Genomic DNA, 18,589 nt, shown 5'->3' with positions numbered 1-18,589 from the left:
AGCTATTTGCCTATGCTGGCTACCATTTGTTTTTGGACCTGAAGAACAGGGCAGGGGTAAAAATGATATAATACAATACCATGAAAATGTCCATCAGCCAGCTGAATTTAAACAGGTCGCTTTCATCCAGCCTGCGCATGGCGGAATAAGTAATAATGGACTGTATCAATACTTTACCTCCGAAAATTCCCAGCACATACCAGAGGATGGGCGGCGGAAAGAACAGCGCGAAAATAAAGGCCGGGTAAAAGAGGAAATGCGTCAGTGAAAATAGTCCCAGCACAAACTTGTGGCTGAAGCGGTAATGCTTGCCGGTAGACATATGCCTGGTTTTTTGCCGGAACCAGCTTTTCCAGCTCAGCTTAGGTTCTGAGTAAGTGAAAGCCTGTTTGTCGATCACCACGCCTACATTTTTCCTGTTGGCCGCTGTGTTTACAAACAGGTCGTCATCGCCGCTGGCGAGGTGCTGGTGGCTTGTAAAACCTTTATGTTTAAAGAAAAGTTCTCTTTTATAGGCCAGGTTACGGCCTACTCCCATATAGGGCATGCCGCTCATGGCGAAGGAAAGGTGCTGTAGCGCGCTGAAGAAGGTTTCATACCGGATGATCTTATTCAGGAACCCCGGCTTTTTATGATAGGCGCCGTATCCAAGTACAATTTCCTTCTTGTCTGTAAAGCCCTGGCTCATCAGGGAAAGCCAGTAGGTGCTGCCAGGTTTGCAATCGGCGTCCGTAAGCAGTACATTTTCAAACCGGGCGCCTTTCAAACCGATGGAAAGCGGGTATTTCTTACCGGGAATAAATTTCGCGGGCTGCTTGATCTCGATATGCCGGTAGTGAGGATAACCCGGCTCAATAGAGCGCAGGTAATACTTGGTATCGTCTTCGGAGTTATCGTTCACCACGATCACCTCGTACTCCGGTTTCATATGATGGTGATACCGCTGCTGCAATACCCCCGGCAAATTCTTCTGCAGGTTCAATTCTTCATCCTTAGCACAGATGATCACTGAAAAAGGCCCGTCCGGTGTGTGGTCCAGGTCAAATTTACGTCTATAAAAAGCTACCCGGGAAAATACAAAGAGAAAATAAATGATTTGTATCCCTGCTACGGCAGCAAAAAAGTATAAGGCAATTTCACCCAAATGGTCCATAATGCTGGCAAAAATATAATATTTTTATTATCTGTAAAAGAATTAATTATGAACATTGCACAGGGGCTTCCCGGCAACCCAACCAGCCGCTTCTTCCCCCGCGCTGATCTTCACTTCATTTCAATATCTTTGCGGCCTGAAATATCGATGAGTGAATTTTGAACTGATAACTACAGACAGCGGCAGTAATGCCAGGGCCGGGAAGATCACCACTGCCCACGGGGAAATAGAAACGCCCATTTTTATGCCGGTAGGTACTGTGGGCAGCGTAAAAGCTGTTACGCAGGAACAGCTGCGTGCAGATGTACAGGCCCAGATCATTCTTGGCAACACCTATCACCTGTACCTGAGACCCGGCCTGGAAGTATTATCACTCGCCGGAGGCCTGCATAAGTTCAATGGCTGGAACCGGCCCATCCTTACGGATAGCGGCGGTTACCAGGTGTTTTCCCTGGCTGCCAACCGTAAGATCAAGGAAGAAGGCGTGGTGTTCCAGTCGCATATCGACGGCTCCCGCCACCTTTTCACCCCTGAAAATGTGATGGATATCCAGCGCACCATCGGGGCCGATATTATTATGGCCTTTGATGAATGCCCGCCCTACCCGTCGGAATACCGCTATGCACGTAAGTCGATGGAGCTTACGCACCGCTGGCTCGACCGCTGCATCAAACGTCTCAATGATACCGAGCCTGCCTACGGTCATGAACAAACCCTGTTCCCTATTGTGCAGGGCAGCACCTATAAAGATCTCCGTAAAGCATCGGCTGAATATATCGCTTCCCACAACTGCGCCGGCAACGCCATTGGTGGCCTCAGTGTAGGAGAGCCGGAAAATGAAATGTACGAAATGTGCGGACTGGTATGTGAATCCCTGCCGGCAGAGAAACCCCGTTACCTCATGGGCGTGGGAACCCCCTGGAATATCCTGGAAAACATTTCCCTGGGTATAGATATGTTCGATTGTGTGATGCCTACCCGCAATGGACGTAATGGTATGTTGTTCACCTGGAACGGGGTAGTGAATATCCGCAATAAGAAATGGGCCACCGATTTCAGCCCCATCGATGCCAACAGTCCCTGCTTTGCTACCAGTGCCTATTCAAAAGCTTACCTGCGACACCTGTTTGTAGCCGGGGAAATTTTAGGCATGACATTAGCCAGTATCCACAACCTGGCATTTTACCTGGAACTGGTGAAGGAAGCCCGTAAACAAATACTGGCCGGCACTTTCTCTACCTGGAAAACCGGGATGATAGCACAGCTGAAAACACGGTTGTAAAAAGCCTGGACTATAAAATAAACTAATATCTTTGGGGTCATGACTAAAATTGACTGGTACATTTTACGTAAGCTCATAGGTACTTTCATTTATTCCCTGATGATATTCCTATTGATTTCTGTGGTGATAGACACTACGGAAAAGGTGGACGACTTCATGAAGCACCACCTGTCGCTGCATGAGATCATAGTGGATTATTATTTCGGCTTTATTCCCCACATCCTGGCTTTACTGTTCCCGCTGTTTATATTCCTGTCGGTGATTTTCTTTACTTCCAAGATGGCATACCGTTCGGAGATCATCGCTATCCTGGCTGCCGGCGTAAGCTTTCGCCGTTTCCTGCGGCCTTACTGGATGGGTGCATTCCTTTTTGGCGGGGTGCTCTGGCTGGCCAACTACTGGGTGGTTCCCAATGCAAACCGTATCCGTACCAGCTTTGAAAACAAATACCTCCATAGCCATGATGATGAGAAGTCGCAATACGACCGTACCACCCGTATCGATAGCTTCACTTATGTCACCTTTGGCACTTATGACCCCAACTATAAAAGCGGAAGCAACTTCGTGCTGTCTGTTGTAGATAAACAAAACATGACCTTCAAACTGAAGGCCGACCGTATCAGCTGGGATTCCACTTCCAAAAAATGGAAACTGGATTACGTGACCATGCGCACCATGAACGGTTTAAAGGAAACCTGGACCAGCAAGCAGGATACCCTGCTCAAAATACCCCTGGTACCGAAAGACCTTGTGGAAGAAAAGAACCTCCAGGAGGCCATGACCACTCCCGATCTCCGGCGTTATATCCAGCGGGAAAGCATCCGGGGGGCGGAAGGGCTGAATACCTATTGGGTAGAATATTACAGGAGAACTTCGGCAGCTTTTGCCGTGGTGATCCTCACGCTGATCGGGGGTATTATTGCCGCCAAGAAGGTAAGGGGAGGAAGCGGATTACACCTGGCGGTAGGTATCGTTATCAGTGCAAGCTATATTATATTCCTGCAATTCGCTACGGTGTTTTCTGTAAAAGCAGACCTGAACCCGCTGCTGGCAGTGTGGATCCCGAATATGCTGTTCGGCGGGCTGGCATTTTACCTGTACCGCAGGGCGCCGAAGTGATGGATAAAGCATGGATACTCCCTGGTTAACCCATATTTAACTCATATTTACGCCATACTTACGCCGTATATACCCCGTACCTATAAGATATGACGTATCTATATCTTATCACTTTCTTTCTGCAGGTATCGTATAAGTTGTACCTGGTACAATGCTGTTGTCATCCTATTTATGAAAAGCTGGATCTACCGTTCCCCGGCATTTTCCCGGGAAGTTCTCTTCAGGATAAAAATACATTTCTCATCTCTTAATAAATTTATTTCAAAGATTTTTTCTTTCAAAATTTTCAATTCATTCTGAAAATTTTACATTTCTTTAACGTCTCTATAAATATTCAATATTTTTCATTTGTAAGATGGTTATAATTATATAATTAAGTAGATGCGCCGCGGCAATATGGCTCCTGTTTTTCATACGCAGATCGTTGTTAATTTGGCATTAAATACCACTAAATGGTGGTAACTTCGTTAACAAATCATTACTTTTGACTATTGATCGATTTTGTTTTCATTACATAACAATAGCAGTAAAATGGGGTACATAAAAGAGAAATTCAAGGTTAAAGCAGATGAACTTAACATTGAAGTAAAAGACCTGGTAAAGAATCACGGCACCAAGAAAATTGAGGACGTAACACTGGCACAGGTTTATCAGGGTATGCGCGGCATCACCGGCCTGGTAACGGAAACTTCCCTGCTGGATGCCAATGAAGGAATCCGTTTTCGTGGATATTCCATCCCGGAATTAAGGGAACATTTACCAAAAGCGCCAGGTGGCGCAGAGCCATTACCTGAAGGCTTATTTTACCTGATGCTGATCGGAGAATTGCCTACAGAAGCAGATGTACAATATCTGTCCAGTATGTGGGGCCGCCGTTCTCATGTACCCAACCATGTTTTTGATGCTATTGAAGCGCTGCCCATCACCGCGCATCCCATGACCATGTTCAACGTGGGTATCATGGCCCTGCAAACAGAATCCTCTTTCGCACATGCTTACGCTGAGGGAATAAATAAAAAAGATTATTGGAGCTACACCTATGAGGATACCATGAACCTCATTGCCCGTCTGCCGCGTATTGCAGCATATGTTTACCGCCGCAAATACAAAGGTGGTCAGCATATTCAGCCAAACGGCATGCTCGACTGGGCCGGTAACTTTGCACACATGCTCGGTTACTCTGATGAAGGGTTCAAAGAATTGATGCGTCTTTACATGGTGATCCACGCCGACCACGAAGGTGGTAACGTGAGCGCACACACGACGCACCTCGTAGGCTCCGCACTTAGTGATGCTTATCTCTCTTTCGCAGCCGGTATGAACGGCCTTGCCGGTCCTTTACACGGCCTCGCTAACCAGGAAGTGATCAAATGGATCCTCCAGATGCGCGAAGAACTGGGTGGTGGCGTTCCTACCAAAGAGCAAATCGAAGCATACGTGCGTAAAACTTTAGCCGAAGGTAAAGTAGTACCAGGCTATGGTCATGCTGTACTGCGCAAAACAGATCCACGCTTCACCGCACAAATGGAGTTCGCCAAAAAACACCTGCCCGATGATGAACTGGTGAAAATTGTATGGCAGGTGTATGAAACCGTTCCACCGATCCTGCAGGACCTGGGTAAAGTGAAAAACCCATGGCCCAATGTAGACGCCCATTCCGGCGCATTGCTGGTACACTACGGTCTTGTTGAATATGAATTCTACACCGTATTGTTTGGTGTGTCCCGCGCATTAGGCGTACTGGCTTCCCTCTGCTGGGACAGGGCGCTCGGGCTTTCCCTGGAAAGACCGAAATCTGTTACCACCGAATGGATGAAACAGTTCGTGGAAGGAAAAGTAGATGCAATAGCCGAATAGTTTTAATAATTGTTTTTTTAGTAAAAGAGGCAAGTGGTGAATTTTTACCATTTGCCTTTTTTATTTTTGTTGTTCACCAAAAAGAAATAGCCATTTCTACTTTTACCGCCATATTATCCAATCCGATAGAATACCTGAAAGGAGTGGGTCCGCAGAAAGGAGAACTGCTGCGTAAGGAAATCAAAGTATATACCTTCGGCGACCTGCTGCAATATTTTCCTTTCCGCTATGTGGACCGTACCAGGATCGATAAAATAGCTTCCCTCAGTGGCTATGAAGATTTTGTGCAGATCCGCGGAAAGATCGTGAACATGGTAGTAATGGGCGAAAACAGGTCGAAAAGGTTAGTGGCCACCTTTAAAGACGAAACCGGTACCATTGACCTGGTATGGTTCCAGGGCTGGCAATGGATGCAGAAATCGCTCCGCGAAAATGTGGCTTACCTTGTGTTCGGCAGGATCTCTGTATTTAATGGCGTTACCCAGCTGGCACATCCGGAGCTGGATCTGCTTACTGAAGAAATAGCTACGGGCAAACAATTCCTGGAGCCGGTTTATTATACCACAGAAAAGCTCAAAGCCCGGGGACTAACGGCCAAGGCTATAGGAAAACTGACGAAGAACCTGCTGGAACAATTATCTCCCCTGGAGATCAGGGAAAACATCCCGCTGGATATATTGCAGCAGTATAGGCTCATGCCAAGGTCTATGGCTTATTTCAGGATACACATGCCTGCCAGCGAAGATGATGCGCGACAGGCACAGCGACGCCTGAAATTTGAAGAACTGTTTATTGCACAAATCCGCATATGCAGGCTAAAACTCAAAAGGCACAAGCAATCGCATGGATTTGTATTTGGCGCCGTGGGCGAATCTTTTAATGAATTCTACAACAATCATCTTCCCTTTTCTTTAACAGGCGCACAGAAAAGAGTATTGAAAGAAATACGTACTGATACTGTGCACGGACGGCAGATGAACCGCCTCCTGCAGGGAGATGTAGGCAGCGGTAAAACAATGGTGGCCCTGCTCACCATGCTGCTGGCAAAAGACAACGGCTTCCAGGCCTGTTTAATGGCGCCCACGGAAATCCTCTCGCAGCAGCACTTCAAAGGGATCTCTGAGTTGCTGGAACGTATGGATGTAAAAGTAGCCCTGCTAACCGGCAGCATCAAAGGCAAAGCGCGCAGGCAGATCCTGGCTGGCGCGCTCGACGGCAGTATCGATATCCTGGTAGGTACGCATGCCCTCCTGGAAAAAGAAGTGGAGTTCAAAAACCTTGGAATGGCCATCGTGGATGAACAGCACCGCTTTGGAGTGGCACAACGGGCACGCCTATGGGAAAAAAATACTATCCCGCCGCATATTCTTGTTATGACGGCAACGCCTATACCAAGAACACTGGCTATGACCATCTACGGCGATCTCGACGTATCGGTGATCGATGAAATGCCCCCGGGGCGTAAACCTATTACCACCGTTCACCGTACAGAATACCAGCGCCCGCAGGTAATGGATTTTATTAAGGAAGAAGTGAAGAAAGGAAGACAGGCTTACATTGTGTACCCGCTGATCGAAGATTCTGAGAAGCTGGACTATGAAAACCTGATGAAAGGATATGAAGAAGTAAAGGCCTTCTTTCCCGAACCGCAGTTTTATATCAGTATGGTGCATGGCCGCCAGCCGGCAGAGCAGCGGCAGACCAATATGCACCGCTTTGTTACCGGAGACACCAATATCATGGTGGCCACCACTGTTATAGAAGTAGGGGTGAATGTGCCCAATGCCTCGGTAATGGTGATAGAAAGCACAGAGCGTTTCGGGCTGTCGCAGCTCCACCAGTTGCGCGGAAGGGTTGGACGCGGAGCGGAGCAGTCGTTCTGTATACTCATGACAGGCAATAAATTAAGCCAGGATTCCCGGGAACGGATCAACGTAATGGTGCAAACCAACGACGGTTTCATTATTTCGGAGAAAGACATGGAACTGAGAGGCCCCGGCGATATTGAAGGCACCCGCCAGAGCGGGGTGCTGGACTTTAAACTGGCAGATATTGTGGCAGACAAACCGATCCTGGATGCCGCCCGCGCCAGCGCTGAAAAGATCCTCGAAGAAGATACCGATCTGCTTTTGCCTCAGAATCAGGCATTAAAAGAATTTTTGGCCGCCCAGAGAAGTAAATCTATCTGGAGTAAAATTTCCTGATGGTTTTTACGTTTATTAACCGATGGATGAATGAAAAAAGTATAGAAGCTACTGAAGCTGAGATTCACCTTGTTTCCCATTTAGCCTATCGTACCTCAATTCAGAAGTTTTTGTGCTTGTCCCGACCGTAACAATTTGAGTGGCTTCTGCGTTTAATAGTATTATATTAGTTTTTAAGAATAAAATAAATCTGATCCCGTTGAAATTTACCTTCCCGACCGGCCTTATTGGATGGATGATTTGCTTTTTGTTCACCGGACGATCCGCCCAGGCGCAACAGCAACGTGCAAACTTCACACCCCTGAATTTTATTGAGAACAAAGGCCAGTGGGATAGAAATATCATCTACCAGACAGAACTGGATGGCGCCGCTATCTTTCTTAAAAAAACAGGATTCACTTTCCTGATGATGAACCAGGAGGACCTGTGGAATCTCAACGACTATGTTCATGGCCACTCTCACCGCGCTGATACTGTGTTCGTTCCCAAAAGCAGCGTTAAACCGGTACAGCCCCAGCCAGGCAACGGCCAGCCGCCTCCGCGGCCCGGTAAAATTCCCGATGTTCGCGGGCATGCTTACAGCGTTACCTTCGTGAACGCCAATCCGGATGTACAAATAGTTCCCGAAAAAGAACAGGAAGCCAAAAGCAACTACTTCATTGGTAACGACCGTACCAAATGGGCCACCGGCGTAAGTTCCTTTCAGGGCATTAACTATAACTCACTGTATTCCGGCATCGATGCACATGTTTATTCAGAAGGCTCCCAGCTTAAATATGACCTGATTGTGCATCCCGGCGCTAATCCCGATAATATCCAGATGGTGTACGAAGGCGCTACCGGTATGGAACTGAAAAAAGGACAACTGTATGTGCATACTTCTGTGGGAGATGTGATAGAACAACTGCCCTTTGCATATCAATACATCGATAATCAACGTGTAACCGTTAAGGTGTCTTATAAATTGAACGGTAATAAACTGGGTTTCAGAATATCCGGGGAATATAACCCGGCTTACCCTTTGGTAATAGACCCGATCTATGTGTTCTCTACCGTATCCGGTGCACGTTCTGATAACTGGGGCTTTACTGCTACTTATGATGATGCCGGTAATTTATACGGCGGCGGTATCGTGTTTAACCCCGGGTATCCCGTAACAACCGGCGCCGTGCAAAGCGTTTATGGCGGTGGCACCTTTGATATCGCCATCTCCAAATTCAATCCCAACGGAACCCGGTTGGTGTACGCCACCTACATGGGCGGCAGCGGCCTGGAACAACCGCATAGCTTATTCGTAGATCAACAGGGCAACCTCGTCATTTCCGGCAGAACCACTTCCAGCGACTATCCCAATACCGCTGTAAAAGGAACACGCGGAGGATGGGATATAGCCATTACCAAAATAAATGCAGCAGGCAGCGCCATCATCGGTTCGCTGATCATTGCAGGTACCGGTGACGATGGTGTGAACATGCGGGCCGACCGCCAGGGTGGCGACTGGGTACTGCTGCGCAACTATGGCGACGATGCCCGCAGCGAAGTGGTAGTGGATGATGCAGGTTATATCTATGTAGCCAGCTGCTCCCGCTCTACTGATTTCCCTGTAACTCCAGGCGTATTCCAGGGTACCAACAGGGGCTCACAGGACGCCGTGATCATGAAGATAAATCCGCTTTGCCAGGACCTGGTATGGGCCAGTTACCTGGGTGGCACCAAAGAAGACGCCGCCTATGTAATTGCATTGAACGGTCTCAATAGCCTGTATGTAGCCGGCGGCACAGCCAGCGATGATTTCCCCGCAACAGCCGGCAGCCTGTATCCGCAATACCGCGGTGGCGTATGCGATGGCTTTGTGGTGCATATTTCCGGCGATGGAAGAAGTATTACACAGGGTACTTTCCTGGGATCAGATAATCCAGCTGCAGACCAGGTATACGGTATCCAGTTGGATAAAAACGGATTTGTGTATGTAATGGGCACTACCGAAGGCGCATGGCCCATTAAACAAATCAGCGCCAATGGATATAATGAAGACGGGTTGCAGTTTATTGCCAAATTACAGCCCAACCTGTCGGCCTTCGTGTATTCCACTACCTTCGGCAGAAAAAGAACACTGGTTTCCTCTCCCAATATTTCCCCCACCGCTTTCCTGGTAGACCGCTGCGAGAACGTATATGTGTCCGGCTGGGGCGGAGGTATCAATACTTCCCTGCATTATCCGAACTCGGGAACTGCCGGCTTAACCACCACCAGTGATGGATTGCAGCGCAGTACCGATGGGATGGATTTTTATTTTTACGTGCTGCAGCGCGATGCGGTGAGGTTTAGTCCTACCCAGGGTCCGCTGTATGCCAGCTACTTTGGCGGAAATGGTTTGTACGAGCACGTGGATGGCGGTACCAGCCGCTTCGACCGTAACGGTATTATTTACCAGGGTATTTGCGCCTGGTGTAATGTGAGTCAAAGCGGCTTCAAGCCACGGTATCCTACTACGCCGGGCGCCTACTCCAGCACGCCGCCGGCCGCCTGTAATTTCGGCGCATTAAAGATTGCCTTTAATCTTGATGGAGTGAAAGCCGGCGCAAAAACACTGGACCGGCGCACCAACTACTGCGTGCCGGAAACGATCACCTTTGTGGATACCACCCGTCTGCCGGGTAAATCATACCAGTGGTTTTTCCCCGACGATGGCACCACGCTCAACCTGGGCCCGGAAGGAGATACTGTACAGCATACCTTCAACAGGGTAGGTACCTTCCGTGTAAGGATGGTGAAATATGACCCGTCCAGTTGCAATGGCTCAGATACCGCCTATGTAACTGTGAAGCTGGGCAACAACAGGGCAGTGCTCCAGTTTGAGGCCAGGCGCCAGGATCCATGCGATAGCCTGAAGTATATGTTCACCAACGAATCCACACCGGCTGCTGATTTCAGGGATAGCTCATTTATCCTCGACTATGGCGATGGCACACCGCCATTCTATACCGGCATAGATACTTTTCCGCTGATCCATTACTACAAGAACGCGGGCATCTATAATGCCACCCTTACGCTGGTGGATACCAATTTCTGTAATGCGCCGCAAACAATCACCTACACACTTCGTGTAGCCCAGAACGTAGTAGCTAAGTTTACCGATCCGGGAACTATTTGCGTAGGCACTGAATTGCAGATGGATAATACCACTGAAGGTGGTGAAACCTTTACCTGGACCTTTGAAGATGATGGTTCTGTTTCCCATGATCCTTACCCGATACATAAATTCAATAAAGCCGGTCGCTGGAAAATTACCCTGGAGGTAGATGATCCGAATACCTGCAATAAAAGGGATGTTATTACACAGGAAATAGATGTGGCGGCGCTGCCTACAGCAGACTTTGACTTTTCGCCCACGAAGGCGATCGAAAATACACCGATACAGTTCCTGAACGGTTCATCAGCGAATGCTATACATTACCTGTGGAATTTCGGAGACGGGGATACTTCTTCCCTGGCCAATCCCAGTCATCAATACTTGAGAACAGGTACGTATAATGTATGCCTCACTGTTACTAACGCAGAAGGATGTACGGATACAAAATGCGAGGAAGTAAGTGCTATTGTGGTACCACTGTTTGATGTACCGAATGCATTTGCACCAACCGGCAAGAACAATGTGTTTTACGTGAAAGCATTTGGAGCCACCAAATTCAATCTTAAAATATTTAACCGTTGGGGACAATTGGTTTTTGAAAGTTCAGATCCTCAGATCGGCTGGGATGGCCGGTTTAAAGGGAATCTGCAACCTATGGATGTTTATGCCTATATCGTAAATCTTGAGTTTACGGATGGCACTAAAGGCAGCAGATCAGGAAGTGTAACCTTGTTAAGATGATGAGCCATGAATCAGATCGTTAAATTATCAACATGTCTGGCAATTTTATTAATTGTTTCAATGGGTGGGGCGTATGCGCAGGATCTCCATTTCTCACAATTCTTTAATTCGCCGCTGACAACTAACCCTGCCAATACCGGGTTTATCCCGGACGGCAATTACCGTATTGGCATTAATTACCGCGATCAGTGGACCAGTGTTCCGATCCCATACAGAACAATGTCGGCATATGGCGATTTCCAGTTATTCCGTGACCAGCTGGAATATGGCTGGGTGGGCATTGGCGGTGTATTGCTCCGCGATGTGGCCGGCGCCGGGAACCTGACCTCTACCAAAGGATATGCTTCCATTGCTTATCATCAGTTACTTGGGTTCAGCAGCTTATTGTCGGCCGGCTTTAACGTAGGCTCCGCCGGCAAACGGGTAGATATCACCAAGCTCACTTTTGCCGACCAGTGGAATGGTAAGTTCTTTGATTCGCAGATCCCCACCGGTGAACCTATTACCCAAAGCAGTGTCAATTATTTCGACCTGCAGGCAGGGTTGAATTATGCTTATTTCCCTACAGATAATATTTATGTAAACGCAGGCTTCTCTGTACAACATATCAACACGCCAAGAGAAACTTTCTTTGATGGCAACAACGTGGTGCCCCGCCGTTATATCGGCTTCTTAAATGCCAGTTTGAAGATGAGCGATAAGGTGATCCTGAACCCTGCAGCTTATTATGCTACACAGGCCGGCGCACGGGAACTGATGCTGGGCGCCAATGCCGCTTATAATCTTTCCGGCGACGGCGTACAGCAGCTCTATGGCGGTGTTTACTACCGCGCCAATGATGCGGCTATTTTCCTGGTAGGCTACCAGATCAACTCCATAAGGTTGATGTTTAACTACGATATCACTACCTCCAGCCTGTCTGCTGCCAACAACCGGCGGGGCGCTTATGAAATAGGTATTGTTTATACAGGTCTTTACAGCAACCGCACTTTTAACAATGCCAGGAGATCTACCATCTGCCCATCTTTTTAACTGCCGGGATATTATCACCTGACCGGCAATATGATTATTTTTGTTCCATGACAACGTTTAATAAAGTAACTGCCGCTCATGTAGCGGCATTACGTGAAATAGCCGGCGACCAGTACGTTCTGGCAGATGCGGAAAGTATGAGCCGTTACGCACAGGATGAAACCGAAGACCTGCATTATCTTCCCGAAGTGGTGGTAAAGCCGGAAACCACTGAACAGGTGAGCCGGATCATGAAATTGTGCAATGAAGCGCTGTTGCCTGTAACGCCCCGTGGCGGCGGTACCGGTCTTAGTGGTGGTGCGCTTGCACAGTTTGGCGGCGTGCTCATTTCAATGGAACGGTTTAACCGGATCACGCTTATAGATGAAAGGAACCTGCAGGTCATCACGGAGCCGGGTGTGATCACCGAAGAATTGCAAAATGCCGTAAAAGAGAAAGGATTGTTTTATCCGCCCGATCCGAGCAGTCGCGGTACCTGCTTTATTGGCGGCAATATTGCGGAGAACTCCGGAGGTCCCAAAGCCGTGAAGTATGGTGTGGTAAAGGATTATGTGCTGAACCTGGAAATGGTGCTGCCTAACGGGGAAGTGATCTGGACCGGCGCCAATGTATTAAAAAATGCTACTGGTTATAATCTTACCCAGTTGGTAGTGGGCAGCGAAGGTACCCTGGGCATTGTTACCAAAATTGTGTTGCGCTTAATTCCATTACCGAAAACAGACCTGCTGATGCTGGTACCTTTTCGCTCTGCGGAAAGCGCCTGTGCAGCGGTGAGCGCTATTTTCCGCGCGGGTTACACGCCTTCCGCCATGGAGTTTATGGAACGTGACGCCCTTGAATGGGTTACCAGATATGTACAAAGCAGTGCTGTAAAAATTGAAGACGATATACAGGCGCATCTGCTCATTGAAGTAGATGGCAACTACCCCGAAGTGCTGATGCAGGAAATGGAAGGCATTGCCGGTGTAGTGGAAGGTTTTGATATAGGGGAGATATTGTTTGCGGAGGATTCCCAGCAGAAAGAAGAACTTTGGAAACTGCGCCGCCGGGTGGCAGAAGCAGTAAAGGCAAATTCCGTTTACAAGGAGGAAGACACTGTTGTGCCCCGTGCGGAATTGCCGGTGTTACTGAAAGGGGTGAAAGAGATCGGCAAAAGGTATGGATTCCATTCGGTATGCTATGGCCATGCCGGCGATGGTAACCTGCACGTGAATATCATCCGGGGCACGCTCACCGAAGAACAGTGGAATGGTACCCTCACGGAAGGTATACGGGAAATTTTTCAGCTGGTGAAAACATTGGGTGGTACCATCTCCGGCGAGCATGGTATTGGCTTAGTGCAGAAGAACTATATGGATATTATTTTTGACCAGACCTCCATGCAGCTTATGAAGCAAATAAAGCAGATCTTTGACCCAAAGAATATATTAAACCGGGGTAAAATTTTTGATTGTTAAACCTTTCCACCGGTAAATAGTTAAATTAATAAATGTGCCCATGAAACGTTTACTTATATGTTTTTTCTTCCTGGCCGGAGTGCAGCTGGCCCAGGCCCAGTATTATAAAACAGACACTGCTACCCGTAAAGGCTTCGACCCTTCCCGTTTGGTACTGGGAGGCTCGCTGGGAATGGTGTTTGGCGATTATACCAATGTAGATATTTCCCCGCTGGTAGGTTACCGTTTTTCTGATTATATAGCCGCCGGTGTGAATATTAATGCGCAGTATGGCCAGAATAAATGGTGGGAATATGACCGCGTAACGCAGCGGGATAAATACACCATTTTTGGCGGTGGTATCTGGGGCCGTGTGTACCCGCTTCCAATGGTGTTTATACATATCCAGCCTGAATATAACTTCATCACGCAGAACACTACTTATTACCCGCAAAATGCGGAGAAGCAAACCTATAAGACCAACTATGGTGTTCCCAGCCTGCTGGTGGGCGCCGGCTATACTCAAAGCGTAGGCGGCAGGGTAGGTATTGGTATTTCCATCTTATACGACGTGATCCAGGATCGCCGTTCTCCTTATAACAACAACCTGGTATACAGGGTAGGAGCGGGTCTGGGCTTCTGATGCGGATTTTGTCCTGGAACACTGATTATGATGATTAGTTTGATTTAATTTTTAGTTTATTTATAAATGACGAAGGGAGATAAAAGCGGTATCCGCTTATATCTCCCTTAATTATTTTCAAACTCCAAATAAAAATCAAACTAATCATCATAATCAGTGTAATCAGTGTTCCAAGACAATCGCCGAAGGCGATCTCTTTCGCGCATATTAACCGCATATTAAATGTTTATAAATGCTAAACTTATTTTTAGTAAGTATTTATCTTTGCAGGGTATTAAATTTCAGGAACGATGGAGATACAATTAGTAGTTTTTGATATTGCAGGCACTACCCTGCATGATGAATCCAATGTAGCAAAGGTATTACAGCAAACTATCGGGCTGGCAGGAGTAGCCGTAACGCTGGACCAGGTGAATGAAGTGATGGGATATGCCAAACCCTATGCCATCCGCTATTTGCTGCAGCAGCAGAAAGACAGCCGCTATGGCAATGAAGCTTTTATTGGCGACCTGCATGGGCGTTTCGTAGCTGATATGAAAACGCATTATGCCACACATCCGGCAGTGCGGGAAAAAGACGGGGTATCGGCCGTGTTTGCCGCGTTAAAGGCGAAAGGCATAAAAGTAGCGCTGGATACGGGTTTTGACAGGGCAATCACCAACGTGATCCTGGAAAGGGTAGGCTGGCAGCAGAAAGGGCTGATAGATGCGGTAGCCACCAGTGATGAAGTACCTTTTGGCCGTCCTTATCCTTATATGATTTACCGGATCATGGAAGAACTGGAAATCCGAAGTATACAGACCGTCGCTAAAACAGGCGATACTATTTCCGACCTGGAAGAAGGCACTAATGCCGGTTGCCGCTATGTAATAGGCGTTACCACCGGTGCCTATACCCGCGAAGAACTGGCAAAAGGCCCGCATACGCACCTGGTGGCCTCACTGGATGAGCTTTTATCTATATTTTAATCACACTATCATTTTTATCTCATGCAACAACAACAGGCAGATGTAGCAGTAATAGGCGCAGGTATAGTGGGATTGGCCATGTCGTACCACCTGGCATCGAAGGGGAAAAGAGTAGTGCTGTTTGAGCGCAACAGCAAAGCGATCAGTGCTTCCATCCGCAATTTCGGGCTGGTCTGGCCTATAGGGCAAACCGCCGGTAAAATGCACGACCGGGCCATGCGCAGCCGCCGCACCTGGAAGGAGCTGGCCGCTGTGACCGGCCTGCAGTGCCAGGAAACAGGATCGCTTCACCTGGCGTATGAAAAAGATGAACTGGCCGTGCTGGAAGAATTTGTACAGGCCGCTCCCGGCAATGGTTACAATTGTGAACTGGTGCCCCCCTCGCAAATAGGAAAATATACTTCCGCTGTTAAAACAAACGGGTTGAAAGGCGCACTGTGGAGCGCCTCCGAAATGACGGTAAATCCACGGCAGGCAAGTGCCGCCATTGCAAAGTACCTGGAAGAGCACTTGCAGGTAACGGTCCGTTTTGGCACCGCGGTAAATGGCATCAGCATGCCTTATATAGAAACAAAAGACGAGCGCTGGAAAGTAGATGAAGTATTTGTATGCAGCGGTGCGGATTTTGAAACGCTTTATCCCGCTCAGTTTGCAGCCGCGCCCCTGAAGAAATGCAAGCTGCAGATGATGCGTACCATTCCCCAACCGGGCAACTGGCAGCTGGGGCCTGCGCTCTGCGCAGGTTTAACACTCGGGCACTATGCGGCCTTTGAAAGCTGTAAAACCCTGGAACCGCTGAAGCAACGCTACGCACAGGAAATGCCGGAGTATGTGAAATGGGGTATCCACCTGCTGGTTTCACAGAATGGCGCAGGAGAGCTTACCATCGGCGATTCACATGAATATGGTCCGGACTTCGAACCATTTGATAAGGCGTTTATCAATGATCTCATCCTGCAGTATATGCATACCTTCCTGCAGGCGCCGGAGTATACCATCCAGGAACAATGGCATGGCATCTATCCAAAATTAACTAACGGAAAAACAGACCTGGTGTTCTCTCCCGAAAAAAATGTCACCATTGTAAATGGTCTTGGCGGAGCCGGTATGACCTTATCATTCGGTCTCGCAGAAGAAGTGGTGGCGGGCATGCATACCTTTGCGTAACCTTGATAAATTTAAATTAGGTTATTGCTTAAATAATTAATAAATTAATTGCAGATTAAGCGTTATGAGAACATCTGTTGATGAAAACGATAGTACTATCTTACTAAATTTCAACATTATTTATTTTTTTAATTGCCAGCATTAGCAACGTTTCTGCAGCGATGTTTATTTAACAACGCTGCACGTTCATAACGTGTTAAATATAAAGCAGGTTTCTATATAGTTACCTGCTTTTTTTATGTGTACTGCCATTACTGTAAGCCAATTATTATATAAATTACATCATTCTTCGTGCCTTCACGGGAACATGTTTTAGCATAATAAAAAAGCAGTCGCATGAACAGTAGTATAAAGAATCTTAAAGAAAGAGACTGGACGGAAACAAGAGCGCATTCCAGCTGGCAGATATTCAAGATTATGGCGGAGTTTGTTGAAGGATTTGAGAAACTGGCAAAAATAGGCCCCTGTATCTCCATATTCGGATCGGCCCGTACAAAACCGGGGAACCGTTATTATGACCTGGCCCAGGAAATATCCACCAGGCTGGCAGAAGAAGGCTTTGGTATTATTACCGGGGGCGGCCCCGGCGTAATGGAAGCGGCCAACAGGGGAGCCCAGGCCGCCCATGGAAAATCAGTAGGCGCAAATATTACCCTGCCTCACGAACAGCATCCCAATATTTATATAGATCCGGAAAATAGCCTCAATTTCGACTACTTTTTTGTCCGCAAAGTAATGTTCACCAAGTATTCCCAGGGCTTTATAATGATGCCCGGTGGTTTTGGTACCATGGATGAATTCTTTGAAGTGGCCACGCTCATTCAAACCAGGAAGATGGATGAAACCCCGATGGTGCTGGTGGGAAAAGAATACTGGAGCGGCCTGCTCGACTGGATCCGCAACGTAATGATGGAAAAGGAAAGCAATATTAATCCTGAAGACCTTGACCTGTTGCAGTTGTTTGATACGGCAGATGAAGTGGTGGAATACTTCCGTGTTTTCTATACAACCAATAAATTAAGACCGAATTTTTGATAATTTCCATTTTAGGAAGCAAAAGCGGATATACATGAACGTAGCCCCGGATAGAATAAAACCCGGCAGAATAACGTTTATGGATATATCCGCTTTTGCTGTTTGAAGGCAACAGGCTCACAGTTAGCCGCTTTTCCTTAGCTTTGCAGAAATTTTAATATATGGAGCTTATACCGGCAGCAGTGGAAGCCTACGCAGAAAAATACACCAGTCAGGAAAGTGAATTGATGTACCAGCTGAACAGGGAAACACATCTGAAGGTAGAACAGCCACATATGTTAAGCGGGCAGGTACAGGGACAATTTCTCAGTATGGTAAGCCATATGATCCAGCCCCGCCGCATCCTGGAGCTTGGCACTTATACCGGTTATTCGGCTATTTGCCTGGCAGCAGGCCTTGTACCCGGGGGAATATTGCACACCGTAGATATCAACGAAGAACTGGAAGCCCTTTGTCATCAGTATTTCTCGGCAAGCGGGAATGCCGGCAAAATAAAAATGCATATCGGCAAAGCGGCTGACGTCATTGAACAACTGGACGAAGTATTCGACCTGGTGTTTATTGACGCGGACAAGTCCGGATATGAACAGTATTACGACCTGGTTTGGGATAAACTGCGCCCTGGCGGATTTATCCTGGCTGATAACGTGCTGTATCACGGCCAGGTACTGGCGCCTGAAAATGAACAGGGCCGCCAGGCAAAGGCCATGGTAAGCTTTTGTGAAAAAGTGCTGGCAGATGATCGTGCCGAACAGGTATTAATTACCATCCGGGATGGTGTATTGCTGATCAGGAAGAAATAAAACGCCCATTAAATCC

Annotated in this window: 13 protein-coding genes; 12 read left to right on the top strand and 1 reads right to left on the bottom strand. The window is 47.6% G+C overall.

The window, feature by feature from the left end; all coding sequences use genetic code 11:
* Positions 1-19 precede the first annotated feature (19 nt).
* Entirely contained in the window at positions 20-1,153 is a 1,134-nt protein-coding gene (locus tag FN124_RS05160) for a glycosyltransferase (protein WP_142683694.1), read from the bottom strand.
* Between the two features lie 151 nt (positions 1,154-1,304).
* Here FN124_RS05160 and tgt point away from each other — a divergent pair, with 151 nt between their 5' ends.
* The 12 genes from tgt (at position 1,305) to FN124_RS05100 (ending at position 18,573) form a co-directional block, all read left to right on the top strand.
* Positions 1,305-2,435: a tRNA guanosine(34) transglycosylase Tgt gene (gene tgt / locus FN124_RS05155; RefSeq protein WP_142683693.1), complete on the top strand. Its 1,131-nt coding sequence runs from the start codon at positions 1,305-1,307 to the stop codon at positions 2,433-2,435.
* Positions 2,436-2,474: 39 nt separating this feature from the next.
* The gene (locus FN124_RS05150; protein WP_142683692.1) at positions 2,475-3,554 is read left to right on the top strand and encodes an LptF/LptG family permease; all 1,080 of its coding nucleotides are present in this window, start codon (positions 2,475-2,477) and stop codon (positions 3,552-3,554) included.
* Between the two features lie 531 nt (positions 3,555-4,085).
* The gene (locus tag FN124_RS05145; protein ID WP_142683691.1) at positions 4,086-5,411 is read left to right on the top strand and encodes a citrate (Si)-synthase, eukaryotic; all 1,326 of its coding nucleotides are present in this window, start codon (positions 4,086-4,088) and stop codon (positions 5,409-5,411) included.
* Positions 5,412-5,473: 62 nt separating this feature from the next.
* Positions 5,474-7,615, top strand: coding sequence for an ATP-dependent DNA helicase RecG (gene recG, locus FN124_RS05140; protein ID WP_312847227.1), 2,142 nt, complete (start codon positions 5,474-5,476; stop codon positions 7,613-7,615).
* Positions 7,616-7,814: 199 nt separating this feature from the next.
* Positions 7,815-11,489 (top strand): DUF7948 domain-containing protein, encoded by a 3,675-nt coding sequence (locus FN124_RS05135; protein WP_142683689.1) that lies wholly within the window; start codon positions 7,815-7,817, stop codon positions 11,487-11,489.
* Positions 11,490-11,495: 6 nt separating this feature from the next.
* Complete coding sequence (locus FN124_RS05130) at positions 11,496-12,521, top strand: PorP/SprF family type IX secretion system membrane protein (protein WP_142683688.1); 1,026 nt, start codon at positions 11,496-11,498, stop codon at positions 12,519-12,521.
* Between the two features lie 47 nt (positions 12,522-12,568).
* On the top strand, positions 12,569-13,978 hold the full coding sequence (locus FN124_RS05125) for an FAD-binding oxidoreductase (RefSeq protein ID WP_142683687.1): 1,410 nt from the start codon (positions 12,569-12,571) through the stop codon (positions 13,976-13,978).
* Positions 13,979-14,018: 40 nt separating this feature from the next.
* A complete protein-coding gene (locus FN124_RS05120; protein ID WP_142683686.1) occupies positions 14,019-14,600 on the top strand; it encodes a hypothetical protein in 582 nt (193 codons plus the stop codon).
* A gap of 290 nt (positions 14,601-14,890) precedes the next feature.
* Positions 14,891-15,568, top strand: coding sequence for an HAD hydrolase-like protein (locus FN124_RS05115; RefSeq protein WP_142683685.1), 678 nt, complete (start codon positions 14,891-14,893; stop codon positions 15,566-15,568).
* Positions 15,569-15,589: 21 nt separating this feature from the next.
* Complete coding sequence (locus tag FN124_RS05110; RefSeq protein ID WP_142683684.1) at positions 15,590-16,735, top strand: TIGR03364 family FAD-dependent oxidoreductase; 1,146 nt, start codon at positions 15,590-15,592, stop codon at positions 16,733-16,735.
* A gap of 336 nt (positions 16,736-17,071) precedes the next feature.
* Positions 17,072-17,770, top strand: a complete 699-nt coding sequence (locus tag FN124_RS05105; protein WP_142683683.1) for an LOG family protein — start codon at positions 17,072-17,074, stop codon at positions 17,768-17,770.
* Between the two features lie 161 nt (positions 17,771-17,931).
* The gene (locus FN124_RS05100) at positions 17,932-18,573 is read left to right on the top strand and encodes an O-methyltransferase (RefSeq protein WP_142683682.1); all 642 of its coding nucleotides are present in this window, start codon (positions 17,932-17,934) and stop codon (positions 18,571-18,573) included.
* Positions 18,574-18,589 lie beyond the last annotated feature (16 nt).

Source organism: Chitinophaga polysaccharea, from assembly GCF_902150045.1.
Lineage (GTDB): Bacteria > Bacteroidota > Bacteroidia > Chitinophagales > Chitinophagaceae > Chitinophaga > Chitinophaga polysaccharea_A.
Note: the sequence above shows the minus strand (reverse complement) of the source record. Positions and strands in the feature narration are given on the sequence as shown.

Bases quoted from the DNA above. Each gene is read 5' to 3' on its own strand.
- FN124_RS05160 (WP_142683694.1), bottom strand. From the start codon at position 1,153: ATGGACCATTTGGGTGAAATTGCCTTATACTTTTTTGCTGCCGTAGCA.
- FN124_RS05150 (WP_142683692.1), top strand. From the start codon at position 2,475: ATGACTAAAATTGACTGGTACATTTTACGTAAGCTCATAGGTACTTTC.
- FN124_RS05145 (WP_142683691.1), top strand. From the start codon at position 4,086: ATGGGGTACATAAAAGAGAAATTCAAGGTTAAAGCAGATGAACTTAAC.
- FN124_RS05130 (WP_142683688.1), top strand. From the start codon at position 11,496: ATGAATCAGATCGTTAAATTATCAACATGTCTGGCAATTTTATTAATT.
- FN124_RS05125 (WP_142683687.1), top strand. From the start codon at position 12,569: ATGACAACGTTTAATAAAGTAACTGCCGCTCATGTAGCGGCATTACGT.
- FN124_RS05120 (WP_142683686.1), top strand. From the start codon at position 14,019: ATGAAACGTTTACTTATATGTTTTTTCTTCCTGGCCGGAGTGCAGCTG.
- FN124_RS05115 (WP_142683685.1), top strand. From the start codon at position 14,891: ATGGAGATACAATTAGTAGTTTTTGATATTGCAGGCACTACCCTGCAT.
- FN124_RS05110 (WP_142683684.1), top strand. From the start codon at position 15,590: ATGCAACAACAACAGGCAGATGTAGCAGTAATAGGCGCAGGTATAGTG.
- FN124_RS05105 (WP_142683683.1), top strand. From the start codon at position 17,072: ATGAACAGTAGTATAAAGAATCTTAAAGAAAGAGACTGGACGGAAACA.
- FN124_RS05100 (WP_142683682.1), top strand. From the start codon at position 17,932: ATGGAGCTTATACCGGCAGCAGTGGAAGCCTACGCAGAAAAATACACC.